The sequence below is a fragment of the Bacillus sp. RO2 genome, from assembly GCF_012911845.1.
GTDB lineage: Bacteria > Bacillota > Bacilli > Bacillales > Bacillaceae_I > Sutcliffiella_A.
The window spans coordinates 49,852-69,806 of record NZ_JAAXCU010000033.1 but is presented as its reverse complement, the minus strand read 5'-3'; the positions used below and the strand labels follow the sequence as shown (position 1 = coordinate 69,806).

The window sequence follows — 19,955 nt, the reverse complement described above, 5'->3', positions numbered from 1 at the left end:
CCTCCCCTCACCCTGCTGATGTTTCGGAGCTTAACGCTTCACGAACCCATGCATTATTTTCGTGTGCTATTATTCTTAATCTCAAGCGATCCTGTGATTTAGGACCTTTATTTCTGATAATATCTTTAAAGTTGTTCCAATTCGGCTGTTTGTAGATCCACTTTTCTTCTTTTTCATCATAATGCATCGTTTCATCCGGCAATGTTAGGCCAAGTGATAACACTCTCGGAATGTATTTCGTGAAAAAGTCTTGGCGAAGTTCTTCATTGCTCTTCGTGCGGATATTATATTTCATCGTAATATCTTGCTTTGAAGTACCAGTGGTGGAGGCATCTGCCGGTCCGAAGAACATCAATAAAGCTTCCCACCAGCGATTGATGGAGTCTTGTATCATATTTCTTTGTTCTTCCGTTCCTTCTGCAAGTGCCATAATAATAGCCTCGCCGTGTTGAGCATGAAAAACTTCTTCTGCACATATTCTCTTTAGTGCTCTCGCATAAGGTCCATAAGATGCATCAAGCATATTCGTCTGGGATATGATGGCCGCTCCGTCAACAAGCCATCCTATAAGACCTGCATCACCCCATGTTGGTGCTTCCATGTGGAATACATTATGAAACTTTAAATCTCCTGAAAATAAATCTTGCATTATTTCTTCTCGGGATTTCCCGTAAGGTTCCATCAAATCTTCTGCAACTCGTAAAAGCAACTGACCATGGCCCATTTCATCTTGAACTTTCGCCATGATCCCGAGCTTTCTTTTCAAAGTCGGTGCTTTTGGTACCCATTCCTTTTCTGGAAGCGCTCCCATTATTTCGCTGATTGCATGCATCGAAATCAGTTTGATTAATGTTTTACGATATTCTTCGGGCATCCAATCGTCTGCTTCAATCTTTTCCCCAGCTTGGATACGCTGCATAAAATGCTCGTGTTTCTCTTCTTCCGTCAAGCGGTCAAACGATAATGAGTTGGTCATTTTCGCCGCCTCCTATTTCTATAACGTTTATTTAACGTCATTATAATATAATGTTATACGTTTTTCAACACAGAAAGTTCTGAACTTTTTAAGCATGAGAAAACCTTGAATCAACAATGCGTACCGCTTTCCCTTCAGAACGGGGGATAGTTCGAGGTTCCACAACGCTTGCTTTCACGTTTATCAAACATTTGGACTTTAAATCATATTCCACCTTTTGTGCGAGGGTCTTCATTTCATTCTCTCTTTTTTCTGGGTCAGTTTGCTGAAATGTATGCGCTTGCATTTCTACCTGGACCTCTACCGAATCTAAGTTTTTCTCACGAGAGACTAAAAGCTGATAATGTGGCGCTAAGTCTTCTATTTGCAATAATGTATGTTCAATCTCGGAAGGAAAGATATTTACCCCTCTAATGATTAACATATCGTCTACTCTTCCTTTAACTCTCGACATTTTCGTTGTCGTGCGTCCGCAAGCACACTTCTCTCTTTTAATAGAAGCTATGTCGCCGGTTCTGTAACGAATGATTGGCATTGCTCGCTTTGTAAGACTAGTGAATACAAGCTCTCCTACTTCTCCCTCTGGCAATACCTTTAGAGTTTTTGGATTAATCACTTCTACATAAAAATGATCTTCGGCAATATGCAGACCATTTTGCGCCTCATGACATTCCATTGCCACTCCAGGACCAATTACTTCACTTAATCCGTATATATCGCATGCTTTGATCGCTAATTTATCTTCTAATGTTCTTCTCATCTCTTCCGACCAAGGTTCTGCTCCAAAAATTCCATACTGTAAAGAAGTCTCTTTTGGATTAAACCCTAAATCTACCATCCTGTCAGCAATGTTAAGTACGTAAGAAGGTGTCCCACAGATCACTGTAGGCTGAAAATCCTGTATTAATTGGATTTGCCTATCTGTGTTCCCGCCAGAAACCGGAACTGTGATCATCCCAAGCTTTTCACTTCCATAATGCAGTCCAAGTCCTCCTGTAAAAAGGCCATAACCGTATGCATTATGTAGGATTTCCCCTTTCTTTCCTCCAGCCAATGAAATCGCCCGTGCTGCAATATCGCTCCACATGTTGATGTCTTCTTGGGAATAGGCAACAACTGTAGGTTTGCCGCTTGTTCCAGATGAGGCATGAAGCCTTGTTATTTGGTTTCTCGGGATAGCAAATAGTCCGAACGGATAGTTCTCGCGCAGTTCTTTTTTTGTTGTAAAAGGTAGTTTGTGAATGTCATGAATGGTTTGAATATCAGAAGGTGTAATAGTTAAGTTAGAGATCTTTTTTCTATAAAAAGGAACATGTTGAAAGACTTTCTGTACCGTGTCTCTCAACCTGGAGGATTGAAGGAGTTGCATCTCTGATAAAGATAGGGTTTCAGAATCATGTAAGATCATCGATATTTCCCCTTTCACTTTTTTAATATAACGAAATTATTCCGACATCATACAATATGTAATATTGTTCAACATCATTAAAATAACCTTGAAGGGAAGAAATGTCAACTGATAATTCTGAAGATTCTATTTGTGGATTTAAAAAAGCAGAGGCTATTAGCTCATCTGCTTTTACTCTGTTATTTTTTGTTCCATTGCATGAATGATTTTTTCGATAGGTTCCTTGCCAAAATAGGTGACATAATAGATAATATGACCCTTTCTAGAGAGGATTGAATTCTCTAATACATACAGTTCATCAAATGCGGTTGTATTCAAAAGGGTAGCATCACCTCTATGAAGCTCTTCTTCCCTGTCAATTAAATGTTGGAATAGTCTTTCGGCTAAAAAATCGTTCCTCACTATATATTGACGCGAGGTCAAGGAAGGCCGGTAAGGTCCACTTCCATCTTCCCATTGCTCTACTTCTACTTCGACAAGTTGATTGAGTTCGTTTTGCTCTGGTACAAGGATGCTGGAATTTACAGAGTAGAAATTCTCACGGCTTATACTTTCTTCATAAGAATAGGGCTCATAGCTTTTGGTAAAATCTCCAATCTGGACCACAGGTAAATCCTCTTTTGGAATAGGGGGAATACTCTTTTCCAATGGTGTATAACCCGATGTACTCACCTTATAAAGAAAAACAACTGCAAAAAACGTAATTAAGCTTAATCCAATTATCTTCTTTTGCCAATATTTTTTTCGAAAGTCAGATGTGGGTTGAATTCCTTTGTTAGATTGGAGTGTTTTTATTAATTTATTTAAGTGGATTAGTCCCTTTAAAAGCATCAAATTTAAACCAAAGAAAATGAGAATTTGCATACCTGGAAACAAAAATTCATCGTCTAGATAATTTCTAATAGGATCTAATGTAAGCATAAATACAGCTAAAGCTATGCCTATTAAAGTTAGTAGTGGAATGAGATATGATCTAGTTCTTAAACTGCTTCTTAGTAGTTTCAAAGACTCTGCTTGTTTTATTGGATCTGGCTGGAGTTCTTTTTCCGAGCTATTAGAATTATTCCGGAAGAAATGAAGGTGGCCTCTTGATGCAACATATTTCCATCCGGCTTGTTCATATTGTTCCAGTCGCTCAAGATTTTGACTGATTGGTTCTTTGAAAATATCTGTTTTATATGTAATTGTTTGGGGTGCTGCTTTCTTAAAGTGAGCGGTAAGCTTAGTCATCTTTGTAAGTTCCCAGCCTTTAGCGGCCATACCAGTGAGCCATGCTTCTTGTTCGGCTATTTGCCATAGGTCCAACCATAAGATCTTTTTCTTTGTTTTCATGTGCTAGTCATCCTTCCCCAACCGATCTTTGCTCTAACCTTAATATTATATAAGAACGATTTGGAGGTAAAGGGAATATTTTCTAAAATAGTTGATTGGGTTAATCGAGTATGAGGACCTCTCTTCTCTTTTTTCTCGTCACAAAGGTCTTCATAACGGTAATGAGGACCTTCCTCCTCCTTTTTCCTCGTCACTCAGGTCTTCATACCTGCTATGAGGACTCTTCTACTCCTTTTTTCTCGTCACTCAGGTCTTCATACCTGCCATGAGGACTCCTCTCCTCCTTTTTCCTCGTCACCGAGGTCTTCATCAAGGTAAAAAAAAAACAGGAGACCTAATCCCCTGATTTCTCTTACACCTTATAGGTCCAGAATGTTTCTCGGTACAACCAATCCTCAATTTCCGGTGCATTTTCCTTTAATTGTTTCTCCATCAGCTCCACCCATCCGCTCGTTTGGGATTTGTGTGCCTTAATTGCTTTCAGCTTTTCTTCTGCAACGGATCGAATATCAATCATCACATCTGGTTCGCCGATTAATTCTACACTATTTTTTAAAATGGCTTTTCCATAAACAGTTGGTCTGTCCTGTTCAGGAAGCCTTCCAACTGCAATGGCAACCGCATTACTCATGGCATCATGATCAGGGTGAACTCCGTGTTCAGGGTAGAAAGTGAGTACCAAGCTTGGGTTTAACTCCACCAAAGCTTCATGCACAATGTCTGCCAGGTACTCTTCATCTTCAAACTCAAGTGTTTTATCATGAAGACCCAGCATCCTTAAATCCTCAATTCCCATGACTTTGCACGCATCCAATAATTCTTTTCTGCGCACTTCAGGAAGTGTCTCACGGTTAGCAAACAGCGGATTGCCAAGATTTCGTCCCATTTGCCCAAGTGTTCCGCATAAATAGGTAACAGGAACTCCGCTTTGGGTAAACTGTTTGATGGTGCCAGAGGAGCTAAATGCTTCATCATCTGGATGTGGGAAAACTACTAGTACGTGTCTTTCTGCTTCCATTCTTCTCTCTCCCTTCCCTTAAAATGGCTCCAGGCTAATTTGCAATGCTACAGCAAGTTTGCCTTCAGGATTTAACCCAGCTAGTAGCAGACGATCTTTATCATCCACTTCATAATGTGTCACACCTTCTGCGTAGACCCAGCCGTGTTTAAGTTTTAACCCAATTCGGTACGGTCCGTTTCCAACTATTTTAGCTCGCTCAAATTTCAATGGAACATTGCGTATGAATGCACCCACTGCAAGACCAGTATTGTGGTGGCCGGCGTAGGCTCCGTTTGTCGTCTCCAAATGGACAAATACTTCCACATCTATCAGTTTGTTTAATTCGGCTTGCACATGTTTTTGGTCAATAATCTTCATTCTGTTCCTCCAAAGGTATGTACAGATTTTATTTCTTCCTTCAGTTTAATATATGAAGCAAAGGAAAGAAAATGGTTTGCTCATTTATTAAAACGAAAACGGAGTGAAGATTATCTCACTCCGCTTTCTTCAGATGGAATCATACCACTTTTTTGACGCTTGGACTTCTGAGTGTGTTAATTGATGTCCTTGATATTCCCAGTGAACCTCGACTTTTGATCCTGCATCTTCTAGTAACTTGCTTAACTCTTCGGTTTCTGCTGCAGGACAAATCGGATCATTTTTTCCTGCTCCAATAAATACAGGAGTTTCACTTAAGTCTGGCAGTTCCACTCCTCTTCTTGGGACCATCGGATGATATAAAACAGCAGCTTTTAAAGTGTTTGGATAATGGAAAAGCAGACTTCCGGCAATATTTGCGCCATTGGAATATCCAATAGCTATGACATTATTGCGATCAAATTCATACTTTTCGGCTGCTTCATCTAAAAACTCATGTAGCTCTTTCGTACGAAAAATCAAATCCTCTTCGTCAAACACTCCTTCTGACAAACGTCTAAAGAACCGCGGCATGCCATTTTCGGAAACATTACCCCTGATACTTAATACAGAAGCTTGAGGATCAATCATATCTGCCAGTGGGAGAAGATCTTGTTCGGTTCCTCCTGTTCCATGCAATAAGAGTAATACGTGCTTGGAACCTTTTTTAAATATGTGTTTCATGATCAGCCACTCCTCCTCTAATAATATCTTGAATTCGAGATTAATTTAGTATAGTAAAAAAATGGGCGAACGTCAAACAATTGGTTCTAACATTTTACATTAAAAGAGAATAGTTTAGAGTAAGAACAGTCTAATTGGAGGGATTCAACATGCTGCCTTGGAACAAGATGTTTCCTTTTCCAAAGGATTACATGAAACAGGATATATTCAAACAAACAGATGTGGAAAACTGGATGACAAAAGCAATGCAAGGGAAATTGCCTCCTAATCCACAGGCCTTAGGTTCCACAGACTTTTTTGCACAGTCATTCGATCTATTGAAATCTGCCCAAGCAAAAAAGAAAAAATCGAAGAAAGCAGGATTTGAGGCAAAAGTATTTGAAACACATGAAGAAGTATTTGTCCGCTTTCCGGTTGCATCTGAAGAGCAACTATCCCAAATTAAAACCTCTCATAATACAACTACTTTATATATTGACAATCTACCCAAACCAGGCAATAAACAGACCATCCCTTTACCTTGCATCGTTAAGGGAAATAGCTCAAAGGCGAAATATCAAGATGGCATTGTAGAGATAAGAATACCAAAAGAAACAATTATCCCGATAACCAAAGTTCCGATTGAAATCATAAAAACAAAATCTAAAAAATAGAGGAAGACTCCTGGCCTGGCTAGGAGCCTCCTTTCTATTTCTTAAAGTTGCTTAATCAAGTTGTTTAAATCCACTGTCCATGGCTCTTCAATAGAACCTCTGTAAAGTTGAAAGGTGACCTGCCTTGATTCCGTACCTGTTGTATCCCTATGGATATATAGCTTTACAGTGATTGGATAGTAAAGTTTTGTGTCATAATCACGGTCGGCAGGCAAATCAGAAAGTCTTTTAACAAGATCAATTTCTTCCAAAAATTTAATTTTTTCTTTCAACAGAACCCTGTTTTTATCATCAAGAACGGATGCAAGTATAAACCAGTCATGTTGATGAATAGATAAAACGGTAGCATCCACAATTTCTGCAGGTGATAGCTTTTCTGTATGATCTAACCATTCACCTGCAGCTTTTTTTATCATAATGGAGTGTGCATGATCCATCTTACGTGACTTATGGGTAATGCTGTCTTGGAAGTGTATACAGAAATGACCTGGAAACCCGTTCTGTAATGCCCCTTTACCATGAGGCATCCCATGCATGGAGGCAGCATATTTATGGTCTTGAGACAGAATGAGAATCGCCCTGCGATCCCAACTCCATGTTCCCCTGTATATTTCTTTCATTATTTTCGTATCTTCGTTTGTTAAGGGTTGTACATCTGCATGATAAGATCCTGCTCTCCTTTGAACCTCAAAGGTCCTTCCAGTATCCAAATCCAATACGGTAAAGCTGCTATAACGAGGCAATGCGCTATTCGCTTCATTCCATGTAATCAGATCGCCATAATGAATCCTATAAAGTTTCTTCATGTCTTTTGTTAATTGATGAATCACCTTATCAGGCAGTTCCAAGATCGCCCTGTTCTCTTTTAGGTCATATATATTCATTTGATGATCAACCGCATATTGATTATCTTTATTTAGTTTAATGTATACATCTGTCGGAGGAACAGGGTGGCTAATTTCAACCCACTCCCCTTTTTTTATTGCTTTAACAACCGCTTTAGGAACTGGCATTTCGGATATATATTGAGAATCCAGCGATGTCTGTGCATAATATTGTGCCGTCCCCTCCCTTTCCCCAAAAGCGGAAACATAGCCGGGTATGCTCATATTAAACAAAAACACACTGATGACAACAGTAATTAAAACATAAGGATAAAACCTGTTCACTTTCATTCCTCCTAACGATTGAACCAAGTACCTTTGTATTTTGTCAAAAATACAATTAAAGTATGTTGTATTTTTTTTCGTACACATTAGTAATATAAAAATTTTCAAGGACGAAACGGGTGAAATTTATGACTGGCGCTTTATTTTGGGGAGCAGTCGCCGGCGGTGCTTTACTGCTTGGAGCTGTAGTGGGATTATTTGTACCTATCCCGCGAAAATTAACTGGATTTATCATGGCGTTTGGTACCGGCGTACTTATTGGAGCGGCATCATTTGAACTAATGGGGAAAATAGAAAAGCAGACTGGGTACAGCTATGTCATTTTTGGATTTCTAATCGGTGCTGCTTTGTTCACCCTCTTAGAAATGGTGATTATAAAAAAGGGCGGCAAAGAACGCAAACGTTCAAAAGAAAAAAGCGAAGGACATTCTGGCTTGGCGATTTTTATCGGTTCGATTATGGACTCCATTCCTGAATCTGTCATAATTGGTGTTAGCCTGATAAAATCCAATACGGTTAGTTGGGTAATTGTCCTGGCCATTTTTATCAGTAATATTCCCGAGGCGTTGTCTAGTTCTGTGGGTCTTAGAAAAGATGGTTATTCTAGAAAAAAAATATTGTTTCTTTGGACGATTGTGTTTATTTTGACCACATTAAGTTCGGTCTTTGGTTATGTAGTTTTTAAAGAATTAAATGAACTCTACATATATCTTGTAAGTGGACTTGCAGCAGGGGGGATCATCGCGATGGTCGCTTCCACCATGATGCCTGAAGCATTTGAAGAAGGCGGTCCCATCGTTGGTCTCCTCTCCGCCCTGGGTCTACTATGCTCCTATGTTCTTTCAAGCGGAATACTATAAAAAACCTCAACCAGATCACATATGGTTGAGGTTTTCCTTTCTTTACTGTTTTATCGCACGGTCAAAAAATTCTTCTAAGGTTAGATCATGTTCATCCATATAAGCAGCGACCTCTTTGCCAACATAACGAAGATGCCAAGGCTCATATTGATAACCTGTAATCACTTCCCCATCCTTTGGGTATCGGATAATGAAACCATGTTCACTTGCATGTTCTTTCACCCATTTTCCTTCAGGGGTGTTTCCGAATTCCTCTGTCAAATCCAGCGCTGCAGACCTGCTTGAAATGTCCATTGCAAGACCTGTTTGATGTTCACTATGTCCTGGAATAGCAGAAACAGCATTTGTTTTTTCTTCTCCCCACTTTTTTAAGTAGGTATTATAGATTCCATACTGCGTTTCATAGGAACGATAACCCGATACAGCAAAGATCTCTACATTTTCAGCTTTTGCTGCAGCAAAAAGCTCTTCCAATGCACGTGCAGCTGCTTCCCTAAGGTATTTTTTTTCATAGTCTCCCTCAAAGGAAAACGGTACATCTGGAATGGTCAAATCATTGGGAACATAATCAGCTGGCAGAGACTGATTTTTATTTACTAGCACCAATAGATTTTCTGTATTTTCAATCACCTTTTCTTCATTTAATACGGTGAAAAAAGGCTCTTCCAGTACGTACTGATTCTCATTGGTTTCAGGCGGGGCCTCAGTCTGCGGGCTTTCTTCTGGTTGTTCTTCTTCCACAGGTTCTTCTTCAGATGGAGTCTCCTCTACAACCTCTTGCGCTCCATCGTTAGTAAAATACTCCCAAAACTTCCAGTTAACATCATCCAATTGTTTGGAACAGCCTGTTAACAAGAGTAATATTACCAAAACAGAAAAATGTTTCTTTTTCATAAAATAATCACCTTTTTACTATTCTAATATAATCATTATGAGTTGGTTAGTTCTAACAATTAAAGTTTCACTCATGTGAAACATACTTAAACAGTTTACCATTAATCCATAACGCCGTAAAAAGATTTTACTGATAAAACAGAAGATAAGAAAAAAGTCACTTCCTACATTATGCGTTCATTCAGCATCTTTGAACACTTTAATATATATTTCTCTATGACGAGGGCCATCAAAATCACAGAAAAAAATCCCCTGCCATTTACCGAGAACAAGTTGCCCATTATGAATGATAACCTGCTGGGAGTTCCCAAGTGTCATCGCTTTTAAATGAGCTGCTGTATTGCCTTCCATATGCCGGTATTTAGGATGTTCCCATGGATATACTTCGTCCAGCCTCATCACAACGTCTTTTACCACATCAGGATCTGCATTTTCATTTATCGTGATTCCGGCAGTTGTATGTGGACAATAAACCATCACATGGCCCTCTTTTATCCCTGATTCTAAAACCACACTCTCCACCATAGCTGTGATATCATGCCACTCATCCCTCTTATATGTTCGAAGACTTAATGTGTGCATCATAAAGCGTCACCCTTTCTCGTATAAAAAAGCCCTTGAGTAAAATCCCAAGGGCTTAACTTGTATTATTTTTTTGTTACAGCATCCAATGCCACTTCCATCATGTCGCTGAATGTGGATTGGCGTTCTTCTGAAGTAGTTTCTTCACCAGTAAGGATATGGTCGCTTACAGTTAGGACAGATAGAGCATTTCGACCGTATTTAGCAGCTAATGTGTAAAGCGCTGCAGATTCCATCTCAATTGCAAGGATTCCATACTTAGCCCACTTTTCAAGTTCACCATTGTCATTGTAGAACATGTCAGCCGTGAAGACATTACCAACTTTCAAGTTAAGACCTTTTTCCACTCCAACGTCATACGCTTTTTTAAGCAAATCAAAGTTTGCCGTCGGTGCATAATCTACACCACCGAATGTTAAACGGTTCATCTGTGAGTCAGTAGAAGCACTCATCGCAAGGATTACGTCACGAACTTTTACATCTTTTTGGATAGCTCCGCATGTACCTACGCGAATTAAATTTTGCACGTTATATTCATTCATCAGTTCATTAATATAAATAGAAATAGATGGAACTCCCATACCGGTACCTTGAACAGAGATTCTTTCGCCCTTATAAGTACCTGTATAACCTAACATTCCTCTTACTTCGTTGTAGCATACTGCATCCTCGAGGAATGTTTCTGCAATGTATTTTGCACGTAACGGATCTCCAGGTAGTAGGATCGTTTCTGCTATTTCACCTTGTTTTGCTCCAATATGTACACTCATTATGTTACCTCCTAATAGCTCTTGCCATTGTTACTTTACAACAATGACTACTATACCATATATTACCCATGTTTCAAAAGAAACTCTCCTTAAAAAAGCGCATTCTTTTACAATTCCAGAAGAAAATAAAAGGGTAAGAAATTTCCTTTCAAGTAGGTGATCTAATTGAAAAAGAAGCTCGAGCAAGCAGTAGAACATGCAAATTCAACGAACACAACAAAAAAGAAAACTGCTAAGCCGCACACTTCCAGACGAGATAAGCAGCAAAGCTAGATCTATTATATACATTGCAGTTACCCTAAATAATAAGGAGCTGAAACGAATGGGAAAGAAACACCGTAACAGAATAAATGGAAAAAAAAAGAACAACCATATCAGTCCTGATGCTATTGAAGCTGAACATACTGCCCACAAAAAAGAGCATTCTCCTAAAGGCCGCAAAAACGGACCTGGTAATCATATTTAAATACAAAAGGGGCAAAGTTTGAACTTTGCCCCTTTTACTCTTTATCGCACAGCAACTCGATTTATTTTTTTCCAGCCACCAAATTCCAACCGGTAGTAGGTAATTCCCAATGTTCCCTCATCAATCATGATAATATCACCAGTAGCAATGAACCTGCCTTCATAATCACGTGGGATAGAGTCCGTAACATTAAATTTTTTATAAACCCGGTCCACTATCTCCTGATGACTGGTTCCCTCCATGGTTAGTCGGAAAACGGGAGTGTACCCTTTTGATTCTCCATAATTTGGTGTTTGCATAATGGTCACATCATATTCCCCTGTACCCATCTTCATCATTCTTTTAAGAGCCAACATCCTTTTCACCCCTCAACCATTTCTATATATATTAATTAGCAATAAAGGGTGTCGAATCCTTCATCAAAATATAAAAAGTTTTGTCGAATAAGATAAATTTTTGCAAGAAATATAGTGATTTTGTTGTGTATCATGAAATCATCACACTCCTCATATGATAATCCGAGGTGATTTTATGTTTGGGAAGTGGTTTTCAGAATTAGTATCTAAGCCTAAAAATAGTCCTAAATTAAAATTATGGTCAACAGGAGATGAAGATCACTTAATAAAGGAATGGACAAAACCCCCCATTAATCATTCACCTTCAATGAAAGAACAAGATTTGCTAACTAAAATCTTAAGCAAGACTGCAAGCCTTAACCGTAACAATGTTACACGAACTCAAGCATACTTGAATTTTTATCTAAAACACCCAGAAGTGCATTGGAGCCTCTTAGCTCATATGGTTTCAAGAAATGGCGGCTGGAATATGACAGACCTGAAAGCCAGTCACATATCTACCTTGCTTTCCTACGAGAAGGCCTCCATCTTATTTCGTTTTCTTGAGAAAGCCAATTACCTCATATTTCAAGATGCTTACCCACAACTGCTCCTTTATGAAGAAAGCAAAAAGGCTGGCAGACCTCTATTTTATCTACTCTCCGAATTTCACGTTTCATTTTTTATGAGTCCGATATGGACCCTTTTTTGGAAAAATAACAGTATGAAAGAACTGCTTACCATTTCGTTGATCATTAATGAACAGAATTTTATTGAGTCTAACCTCCTTCAAAATCCTTATTTCCAGCAAAAAGTATTATCCAGTCTAACCTACCAACTACAGGAAAAGCTGGGTTTTACTTTAGTATTGTTTCCTTACCGAAAGGGTTCGAACACTCTTTTGACTGGTCTCGGAGTACAGCAATTCTCCAAACTTCCTAACCGTATTGAGATAGGCAAAAAGCTTTATGTCCTATTGTTTAAGAACGAGGATGTACTGCAAGGGGCTTTGCGTTTTTGCAAGGAAAATTCCCATACCGGTTCAAGAGAAGATTACCTTCCTTCTGTTTTTTCAGCTGATTCTACTTCCCGTAAAATATATAGTCCGACTATTGAAAAAGCTTGGACTGATTTTGATCATTCGTCCATTGTGCCTGTTGATTGGTTTAAAGATATTCAGGAAGTTATAAAGTTTTTTTATCTCCCTTCAACCATAGTGCCGGCTGATATGGAAAAAACACATCTTTATAATTTGATGAAGCTTACTGGGATTTCTGAACTTCATGGGATATTTTTTTAAGGAAAAATGAAGATGGTTGTAAAGTACACTTGTGGTTTAGTTGTTGTTCGGGGTATAAAAAGTGTAAATGTTCGAAGTTTTTCCAAAGTTGACCGAAGATTTTCAAAAATTGACCGAAGATTTCGCGAATTTGACCAAAGTTTCCCGAAAGTTGACCGAACGAAATTTTAAAGTGACCGAACCTCATTTTTTTATGTCCAAAGCCTAATTTGAATTGTCCGAACACCCTCTTTTCAATTGTTCATTTTGACCGAACCTTTATTTATTTTGTCCAAACGGTTTCAAAGCCCGCATAATTAGCTTATTTTTGCTTAATTTTCATCAAAATAGCATTAAAACGTAGTCCTGCGAAAATCACTGACCAGGTAAACCTAAAAAAGCTGCCCCAAAGGCAATGCTCTCGCCTAAGGACCAGCAATTCTTGTATAGTTTTTATCTGGGCTATGAATCGGTTCCTATTCTATCTCTTCATCAATAATGCATTTTTCCAGTAAATAATCAAACATGATATCCGCCAACTCTTCTATCTCGCTTTCAGCTGGAACATACCCCCGCCTTACCAGCTCATTGTAAAAGAACTCGGCTATTTCTTCTGTGTCGATAACTACTTCGATTTCTTTCACAATATCACCCCTTTTTAAAGGTTTATGTACGTCTTTAAAGATATATGTCTTACTCTCTATATTAATTCATCAGGTTGGACAAATGCTATCTTTGTTTTCAAAAATTTCAAAAAAGTGCATATCAAAGTTCAAGCGTGCATACATTGGGGACATAAGGACAAGCAGTCACAAAAAGGAGGAAATTTATATGAAGAACTATTTAGCAAGCTTAGAAAGATTAGGAGAAGAGGAAGTCTTATTACCATTGTTAGACAAAATTTCGGACAAATTGGTTTTAGCTGCAGCCATTATCGGAGGTCCTTTTTTTATCTATTTGTTCTTTCAATTCTCCATTCTATTTTTCTAATTGACTATGTTTTTTGCCATCCATGTATTTTTTTAAGTTTTTCATTACTAGATTCATCACTTCCTGGTATTCCTCATCACCGAAGATATCATGTAACACTTTATAATCATTATAGACATCTAGTAGCCCATCAATAATCCTTTGGTATTCCTTATTGTATTCTTCTTTTTTAAAATGTTTGTTTGATCCAGTCATCGGATTATACAACTCCAAGCTTGTATTTTCTTTGTTGAACATATAGGACAATCCAAGTTTGTGGATAAGAATTTCAGCATGTTCGTGATGGACAACCATTGTTAATTCTTCCTCTCCGGCTTCCAACCATTCCCCATCAGACAATCTTGTCAATTCATAAATGATGTCTTCCCATGAGTCTTCTTTATATCGCCAGATTTCAGTGCGGAAACCCACTATTTTAAATAATTCCTTGCCATAACCAGCAACATGGACGATATCACCGATAAAATACATGTACTTGATATCAAGTCGTTCGGTTACCAGTACTTTTCCTTCATATTCAGATACAAAGGCAAGGGTCTCTTCCTGATATAGCCCTTCACTTGAATTTACTTCATATACATACGCACCATCTATTTGCTTCATGTCCGTCACTTTACCGACAGTTCCATAGATGGTGATGACGACAATGTCACCGATTTTATATTTTGGTTTGTTTGGTTTTTTGTTCTTCCCCATATAATTTCTCCCCATTTATCACTGTGGCTTTGATAGTAATGTATTATATGCAGCAAGATGCCAACTCGCCAAAGTGTTGGGGCAAAAAGTGGTTGTACCGATGTGTTAATAGGCAGCTGTCCCTATCAATCTCGTTTTCAATAACCGCATGAAAAAATAATAACTTGTGTTGTTTGGCTAATGGACGCTGTTCCTTTCCGCAAATGGCTTCGCTTTCCTAGGGGCGCTACTGGAGCCTCCTCGGCTTCGCCTGCGGGGTCTCCACCTAGCACTATCTCCCTCAGGAGTCTTCGCCTTTTGCTCCAATCCACAGCTAGGAATCATAAAAAAACTTTACTTTATCAATTTTTCGGTGACTTCGCTACGCCTGGGGGTCTCCACCTAGCGCTCTCTCCCTCAGGAGTCTTCGCCTTTTGCTCCAATCCACAGCTATAAATCAATAAAAACTTTACGTTATCAGTTTTTCAGTGGCTTCCTGCGCTGTGGGGTCTCAAGCTACCGTTACTCCCCCGCAGGAGTCTTTGCCATTTACTCCAATCCACAGCTAGAATTTACATAAAGATATTTAAAGCAATTTCAGATAACTCAATTAGATGTTTTTTTTCCTAAGTTGAATGAAGGCACCTTGTTGATTGGAGTGGAAGGCGCGCAGACGCCCGCGGGAGGAAGGGACAGGTGAGACCCCGCAACGGAGGAAGCCACAGAAAAAGTCTTAGATTTTAATATTTTTTAAAACACCGCTGTTGATTTCCGCTAATGGCTTCGCTTTCCTAGGGGCGCTGCTAGAGCCTCCTCAGCTAGGCCTGCGGGGTCTCCATCTAGCGCTATCTCCCTCAGGAGTCTACGCCATTTGCTCCAATTCACAGCTAGAAATCAATAAAAATTTTACGTTAACAATTTCCAGTGGCCTCCAACAGAGTGAGGAGGCTCACGGACCGCCCGCAGGCAAGCGAAGCGCCTGGAACGGAAATCAATTGGATCTATACTTATCTAAAAAAAATACACCATCATAAAAGGTGCATTTTAAATAGCTATTAAACTTCTTCTTCATACAGCTCCCAGGCTTTATCAAAGGTAGACATGCTCTCTAGGTACTGTCCGTTCATTTCTAAGTAGCTGCTTATTTCATGGTAGTCCTCTGAATTTTTTGGAAAACTATGATCGTCGTAAGCATGATTCGCAAATATACTGATGTCATCTTTTTTCAAAGCATGACGAAACTTCATCAAATAATGGTAAAACGACTTTCTCAAAATACATCCACACCCATTTTTTACCCTCATTCTACATTAGAATGAGGGTAAAGGACAACCATTAGCTTGAAAAGTCAAAGTAGTTTCTTTTTAACAATCGAGGTTTAGACATCAGGTCCTTGTAGCTGAGCTCTGCTTCTAATTCCTTCGTGTTGATTAAAAACAATTGATCCTCTATTTCCTTCACAGTCTTGTCTTCTTGATATTCCATTCCGCAGTCCCCACAGTTGACAGAAGGTGTTTCCGTTATAGTCACGGCTTTTGTACCATCGGGCAGTTCCCAATAAACTGTACCAGATGAAGATGTTGCTTGTGAGCTTTCACACCAATTGCATTTCATCAAGCACCCTCCTAACTGGATTCACTTTGTTTTTCTTCGTCACCAACAAGATATTTCTTCTGCTGTGCCTGGAATTTCTTTTCTTTTAATTCATCCCGTTTGTCGCGTTTATCTTTTAAAGAAGAGTGTTCTGGGTTTGTTTCATAGTCTTTGCGTCGATTCAAACGATTTAATCCTTCTGGAACGAGATTGAATTGAGAATCATTCATTAGCGCTGCGATCCCAATATTCGAACGCTTATCCTCCATGTTTGAGTAAATCTCACCAAAATAGGCTTCCGCTCTTCCAGGGACATAGTTTTCTGGTTCCGGATAAGTGGTGATAACCCCTTCGAAATTTCTTAACACTACTTTGTTCGCACTTTGTGAGATAATATAATTCGGTTGAACGGCAATTTTACCACCGCCTCCTGGAGCGTCTACCACGAAGGTAGGAACAGCATAGCCGCTCGTATGTCCGCGTAACCCTTCAATAATTTCAAGTCCTTTAGATATGGGGGCTCTAAAATGTCCGATACCTTCAGATAGGTCACATTGATAAATATAGTAAGGTCTTACACGTATTTTCACTAGATCATGCATCAACTTCTTCATTATAGGAACACTGTCATTGATGCCTGCCAAAATGACGGCTTGATTTCCTACTGGCACCCCTGCATTCACTAGCATTTCACAAGCAAGCTTAGATTCTTCTGTAATTTCTATAGAAGTATTAAAGTGCGTATTTAACCAGACAGGGTGATATTTCTTTAATATGTTGCAAAGGTTCTCTGTAATTCGTTGAGGAAACACGACGGGTGCCCTAGTTCCTATCCGGATTATTTCAAGATGTGGAATGGCCCGCAGGTTTTTTAAGATGTATTCAAGGATCTGGTCATTGATTAGTAGACCGTCTCCACCGGAAATTAGACAGTCCCGAATTTGGTCATTGGATGCAATGTAGGCAATGGCAGCATCCAATTGTTTTTTGGGCACTCCCATACCGATTTGGCCGGAGAACCTTCTACGAGTACAGTACCTGCAATACATCGAACACTGGTTGGTAACCAAAAATAATACTCTATCCGGATATCGGTGCGTCAGGCCTGGAACTGGGGAATCTTCATCTTCATGAAGAGGGTCTTCTAAATCGTACTTTGTTTTGTAGATTTCTTTTGAAATTGGCACAGATTGCATCCTTATAGGGCACCTTGGATCATCTGGATTCATTAACGAAGCATAGTATGGCGTTATATTTAAAGGAATGGTTTTAGTGGAGATTTTTACCCCTTCCTCTTCTTCCGGTGTTAAGTTTATAACTTTTTTTAAATCCTCAAGTGTTCGGATCGTATTGGTCAACTGCCATATCCAATCATTCCATTGTTCTTCGGTTACATCTTTCCAAAGTTCAAATTCACTCCAATGCCGTTTGGGCTTATATAGATCCATTTTCATCTCTATCTCCTCCCTGTTCTACACCATGCAATAACCGTGCCAACTACACTGATGCCCAGTTATTACTTATATATGTAGAATAGGAGAAACTTGTTATTAATCTGCGTGCCGAATTTTTGGCACTTCAGCAGTATTAGATTTCTCTACCATTTTAGCAAGTTTGTATTGAAGGGTCTGACGAGGTATATCCAGTATCTTTGCCGCTTTCATTACATTCCCCCCTGTCTGAACCATGGCATTTTGTATCATTGATTCTTCTGTCTTCTGTAATTCCATCCTTAATGACCCCAGATTTTTCAAGGTAGAAGATTGCTGCTTTATTTTGTTCAACTTTGCAGGAAGATGTTTAGTAGATATGGTTTCGTTTTTTGATTTTAATAGGACATATTCTATCGTATTGATTAATTCTCTTACATTCCCAGGCCAATGATAGGAACGAAACATTTCTCCAATTGCATGAGGTAACAGATAAGAAATCCTGGCTTGCAATTTCTTTTCCAATAGGAGACGAATGTCTTGAGGTCGTTCTCTTAGTGGAGGGATATATATCGGGCAAGTGTTCAATCGATAATACAAGTCATCTCTAAATGAACCATTGTCTACACATGTCTCAGGAGACTCATTCATTGCAGTAATAATTCTAACATCTACTTTAATCGTAGCTGTCCCGCCAACTCTCCTTATGGATCCATCTTCAAGGACTCTCAGCAGTTTGGCCTGCAATTCTAATGGCATAGAATTCATTTCATCAAGGAATAAGGTTCCTCCCGATGCCAGCTCAAAAAGTCCTTTGCGGTCAACTGCTCCGGTGTAACTGCCTTTCTCTGTTCCAAACAGAATGCTTTCTAGCAATGTTGCCGGTATCGCTCCACAGTTTTGCGCGATGAATGGTCCACGTTTTCTAGGAGAGTGATGATGAATTCCTTGCGCGATTATTTCCTTCCCCGTCCCTGTTTCTCCCCAAATAACAACAGGTAATAAGGAGGATGCGAATAACATGGCGTCTTGAAGCATAGATACACAATCAGGATCATCCGTGATGAAATCATCTAAAGTATAGGATGCTTGGAAAGGTGAAATCTTCTTAGTTCCTTCTGATCTATTAATTTTGGCTTGTAAGTCCATTAGTTTATTAGATAGTGTATTTAAGTGTCCATAATTCTTGGCAATTTCCACTGCACCTAATAAATTGTCTCCCTTGAGGATTGGAATGGTAGTATTCACCGTTTCAAGCAACTGCCCTTTTTTATTTTCATATCGTTGATTTTCATGATATATCGGTGTTTTCGTTTTCAGGACCTTCAGTAAGGTACTGGTTTCCTCCGTCAAGGAAGGGAAAACATGCAAAAGATGTTTCCCTAACACCTCTTCCACTTTCATGCCATCATAGCCAGCTGCCACCTTGTTATAATAGATCGTAAAACCGTCTTTATCTACTGCGTGAATAGCCTCATCGATTCCATCTAATATTGCCATTAACATTTCTTTTGAAAGTGTGTGTGTTTGCATGTTTATCATCCGCCTATTTCTCGGCAATTGGTGCCAATTTTTGGGCATCTGTTAAGGAGAGATCTTTACTCCAAACATTCATATCTTCTATCTTATCAAAAATATAACAGTTGTTTTTCAGCCTTCCTTTATAGGTGTAATCCAGGTTGTGTAAGACGGCATTCATTCCAAATGAGAGAGCCCTGGCAATGGAATAGCTGCAATAAATTTGCCTTTTCACTAATTCTGCTTCTAATTCACGAATCAAGGAATTCATATACCCCCCTTTACGTTTTAAAGGCGAGGTGGCACAGTCCGTTATTTCAGCATTTCTAAATGAATCATTTATTGCGGCTGATGCTGCTGCGATTATTTCTCCGTTTTCTTTTTCTTCTATTAACATAAAAACTGTATTACTATGAATTTGTTCCATAATATAATTCGGATCCTCAATAGGTACAGGATAAATAGGAAAAACGTACTTATAGAAGTCGGATAAGGCTTTAGCATCTTTTACCTCTGCCACACGCAACGTTAAATTTGGGTCAAGGGGTACTTCTTTTTGCTTCCTTTTTTGCCATACAGAATCAAGGATATTATCTTCTTCACACCATCTATCACTGTTATAGCGATCAATATTTTTATATTTGCATAGAAAGAACCCTTCTCCACCAAGAAAGTATCCAGGAACAGAGGCTTCCAAAAGAAACCCTCTTTCCATTAGTGTTTTAATATTTTCCTTTCTAGATTTTACAATTACTTTCTCTACAAAAGGCTGCTTGCTCCAATTTCCAATGTAATGTAAGATGTGATCTAAATTCCCTCTGAAATCTTCTATTTTCAGTCTTTTATTAAACTGATCTACATATGCGTTCAAACAGAATGTTTCATTCTTTACCACTAAGGTTTTACCTGTTTTTATACTCATTG

Annotated in this window: 23 protein-coding genes; 5 read left to right on the top strand and 18 right to left on the bottom strand. The window is 39.0% G+C overall.

Going from position 1 to position 19,955, the window contains the following annotated elements:
- Window positions 1–7: 7 nt before the first annotated feature.
- The 6 genes from paaA to HF078_RS08150 all read right to left on the bottom strand — a co-directional run bounded on the left by paaA (window position 8) and on the right by HF078_RS08150 (window position 5,820).
- Window positions 8–976, bottom strand: coding sequence for a 1,2-phenylacetyl-CoA epoxidase subunit PaaA (gene paaA / locus HF078_RS08175; RefSeq protein WP_063560822.1), 969 nt, complete (start codon window positions 974–976; stop codon window positions 8–10).
- An 88-nt stretch (window positions 977–1,064) separates the two neighbouring features.
- Entirely contained in the window at window positions 1,065–2,384 is a 1,320-nt protein-coding gene (locus HF078_RS08170) for a phenylacetate--CoA ligase family protein (RefSeq protein WP_169290690.1), read from the bottom strand.
- A 171-nt stretch (window positions 2,385–2,555) separates the two neighbouring features.
- Window positions 2,556–3,716, bottom strand: coding sequence for a DUF2812 domain-containing protein (locus HF078_RS08165; protein ID WP_169290689.1), 1,161 nt, complete (start codon window positions 3,714–3,716; stop codon window positions 2,556–2,558).
- A gap of 352 nt (window positions 3,717–4,068) precedes the next feature.
- On the bottom strand, window positions 4,069–4,734 hold the full coding sequence (gene bshB2 / locus HF078_RS08160) for a bacillithiol biosynthesis deacetylase BshB2 (RefSeq protein WP_169290688.1): 666 nt from the start codon (window positions 4,732–4,734) through the stop codon (window positions 4,069–4,071).
- A gap of 18 nt (window positions 4,735–4,752) precedes the next feature.
- Entirely contained in the window at window positions 4,753–5,094 is a 342-nt protein-coding gene (locus tag HF078_RS08155; RefSeq protein ID WP_169290687.1) for a YojF family protein, read from the bottom strand.
- A gap of 129 nt (window positions 5,095–5,223) precedes the next feature.
- Window positions 5,224–5,820 carry an alpha/beta hydrolase gene (locus tag HF078_RS08150; RefSeq protein WP_346775326.1) on the bottom strand — a complete coding sequence of 199 codons (597 nt, stop codon included), beginning with the start codon at window positions 5,818–5,820 and terminating at the stop codon, window positions 5,224–5,226.
- 146 nt (window positions 5,821–5,966) lie between these two features.
- Between HF078_RS08150 and HF078_RS08145 the strand changes: the two genes are divergently transcribed.
- Window positions 5,967–6,470 carry an Hsp20/alpha crystallin family protein gene (locus tag HF078_RS08145; RefSeq protein WP_169290685.1) on the top strand — a complete coding sequence of 168 codons (504 nt, stop codon included), beginning with the start codon at window positions 5,967–5,969 and terminating at the stop codon, window positions 6,468–6,470.
- 41 nt (window positions 6,471–6,511) lie between these two features.
- Here HF078_RS08145 and HF078_RS08140 read toward each other — a convergent pair whose 3' ends face one another.
- Window positions 6,512–7,639 carry a hypothetical protein gene (locus tag HF078_RS08140; protein WP_169290684.1) on the bottom strand — a complete coding sequence of 376 codons (1,128 nt, stop codon included), beginning with the start codon at window positions 7,637–7,639 and terminating at the stop codon, window positions 6,512–6,514.
- Between the two features lie 128 nt (window positions 7,640–7,767).
- On the opposite strand from HF078_RS08140, the gene HF078_RS08135 reads away from it, so the two are divergent.
- Window positions 7,768–8,499 carry a ZIP family metal transporter gene (locus tag HF078_RS08135; RefSeq protein ID WP_169290707.1) on the top strand — a complete coding sequence of 244 codons (732 nt, stop codon included), beginning with the start codon at window positions 7,768–7,770 and terminating at the stop codon, window positions 8,497–8,499.
- A gap of 42 nt (window positions 8,500–8,541) precedes the next feature.
- Here the strand turns inward: HF078_RS08135 and HF078_RS08130 are convergent, their stop codons facing one another.
- From HF078_RS08130 to deoD, 3 genes are all read right to left on the bottom strand, one after another.
- The gene (locus HF078_RS08130) at window positions 8,542–9,393 is read right to left on the bottom strand and encodes a M15 family metallopeptidase (RefSeq protein WP_205831557.1); all 852 of its coding nucleotides are present in this window, start codon (window positions 9,391–9,393) and stop codon (window positions 8,542–8,544) included.
- A 177-nt stretch (window positions 9,394–9,570) separates the two neighbouring features.
- Complete coding sequence (locus HF078_RS08125) at window positions 9,571–9,978, bottom strand: secondary thiamine-phosphate synthase enzyme YjbQ (protein ID WP_169290683.1); 408 nt, start codon at window positions 9,976–9,978, stop codon at window positions 9,571–9,573.
- A gap of 62 nt (window positions 9,979–10,040) precedes the next feature.
- The gene (gene deoD, locus HF078_RS08120) at window positions 10,041–10,745 is read right to left on the bottom strand and encodes a purine-nucleoside phosphorylase (protein WP_169290682.1); all 705 of its coding nucleotides are present in this window, start codon (window positions 10,743–10,745) and stop codon (window positions 10,041–10,043) included.
- Window positions 10,746–11,067: 322 nt separating this feature from the next.
- Between deoD and HF078_RS08115 the strand changes: the two genes are divergently transcribed.
- On the top strand, window positions 11,068–11,211 hold the full coding sequence (locus HF078_RS08115; protein ID WP_169290681.1) for a hypothetical protein: 144 nt from the start codon (window positions 11,068–11,070) through the stop codon (window positions 11,209–11,211).
- A 41-nt stretch (window positions 11,212–11,252) separates the two neighbouring features.
- Here the strand turns inward: HF078_RS08115 and HF078_RS08110 are convergent, their stop codons facing one another.
- On the bottom strand, window positions 11,253–11,567 hold the full coding sequence (locus HF078_RS08110) for a YodL domain-containing protein (protein WP_169290680.1): 315 nt from the start codon (window positions 11,565–11,567) through the stop codon (window positions 11,253–11,255).
- 175 nt (window positions 11,568–11,742) lie between these two features.
- On the opposite strand from HF078_RS08110, the gene HF078_RS08105 reads away from it, so the two are divergent.
- Window positions 11,743–12,846 carry a DUF2515 family protein gene (locus tag HF078_RS08105; RefSeq protein ID WP_169290679.1) on the top strand — a complete coding sequence of 368 codons (1,104 nt, stop codon included), beginning with the start codon at window positions 11,743–11,745 and terminating at the stop codon, window positions 12,844–12,846.
- A 455-nt stretch (window positions 12,847–13,301) separates the two neighbouring features.
- Here the strand turns inward: HF078_RS08105 and HF078_RS08100 are convergent, their stop codons facing one another.
- Complete coding sequence (locus HF078_RS08100) at window positions 13,302–13,469, bottom strand: YozD family protein (RefSeq protein WP_010193926.1); 168 nt, start codon at window positions 13,467–13,469, stop codon at window positions 13,302–13,304.
- Between the two features lie 187 nt (window positions 13,470–13,656).
- On the opposite strand from HF078_RS08100, the gene HF078_RS08095 reads away from it, so the two are divergent.
- Window positions 13,657–13,815 (top strand): hypothetical protein, encoded by a 159-nt coding sequence (locus HF078_RS08095; protein WP_169290678.1) that lies wholly within the window; start codon window positions 13,657–13,659, stop codon window positions 13,813–13,815.
- Here the strand turns inward: HF078_RS08095 and HF078_RS08090 are convergent.
- From HF078_RS08090 to ablB, 6 genes are all read right to left on the bottom strand, one after another.
- Window positions 13,804–14,511: a hypothetical protein gene (locus tag HF078_RS08090; RefSeq protein ID WP_169290677.1), complete on the bottom strand. Its 708-nt coding sequence runs from the start codon at window positions 14,509–14,511 to the stop codon at window positions 13,804–13,806. The two genes, HF078_RS08095 and HF078_RS08090, sit on opposite strands and share 12 nt — an antisense overlap.
- A gap of 1,034 nt (window positions 14,512–15,545) precedes the next feature.
- Window positions 15,546–15,794 carry a YozE family protein gene (locus HF078_RS08085; RefSeq protein WP_168862554.1) on the bottom strand — a complete coding sequence of 83 codons (249 nt, stop codon included), beginning with the start codon at window positions 15,792–15,794 and terminating at the stop codon, window positions 15,546–15,548.
- Between the two features lie 31 nt (window positions 15,795–15,825).
- The gene (locus HF078_RS08080; protein ID WP_169290676.1) at window positions 15,826–16,104 is read right to left on the bottom strand and encodes a YokU family protein; all 279 of its coding nucleotides are present in this window, start codon (window positions 16,102–16,104) and stop codon (window positions 15,826–15,828) included.
- A gap of 11 nt (window positions 16,105–16,115) precedes the next feature.
- Window positions 16,116–17,537, bottom strand: coding sequence for a lysine 2,3-aminomutase (gene kamA, locus HF078_RS08075; protein WP_168862556.1), 1,422 nt, complete (start codon window positions 17,535–17,537; stop codon window positions 16,116–16,118).
- A gap of 96 nt (window positions 17,538–17,633) precedes the next feature.
- The gene (locus HF078_RS08070) at window positions 17,634–19,046 is read right to left on the bottom strand and encodes a sigma-54 interaction domain-containing protein (protein ID WP_481748005.1); all 1,413 of its coding nucleotides are present in this window, start codon (window positions 19,044–19,046) and stop codon (window positions 17,634–17,636) included.
- A gap of 13 nt (window positions 19,047–19,059) precedes the next feature.
- Complete coding sequence (gene ablB / locus HF078_RS08065; protein WP_169290674.1) at window positions 19,060–19,953, bottom strand: putative beta-lysine N-acetyltransferase; 894 nt, start codon at window positions 19,951–19,953, stop codon at window positions 19,060–19,062.
- Window positions 19,954–19,955 lie beyond the last annotated feature (2 nt).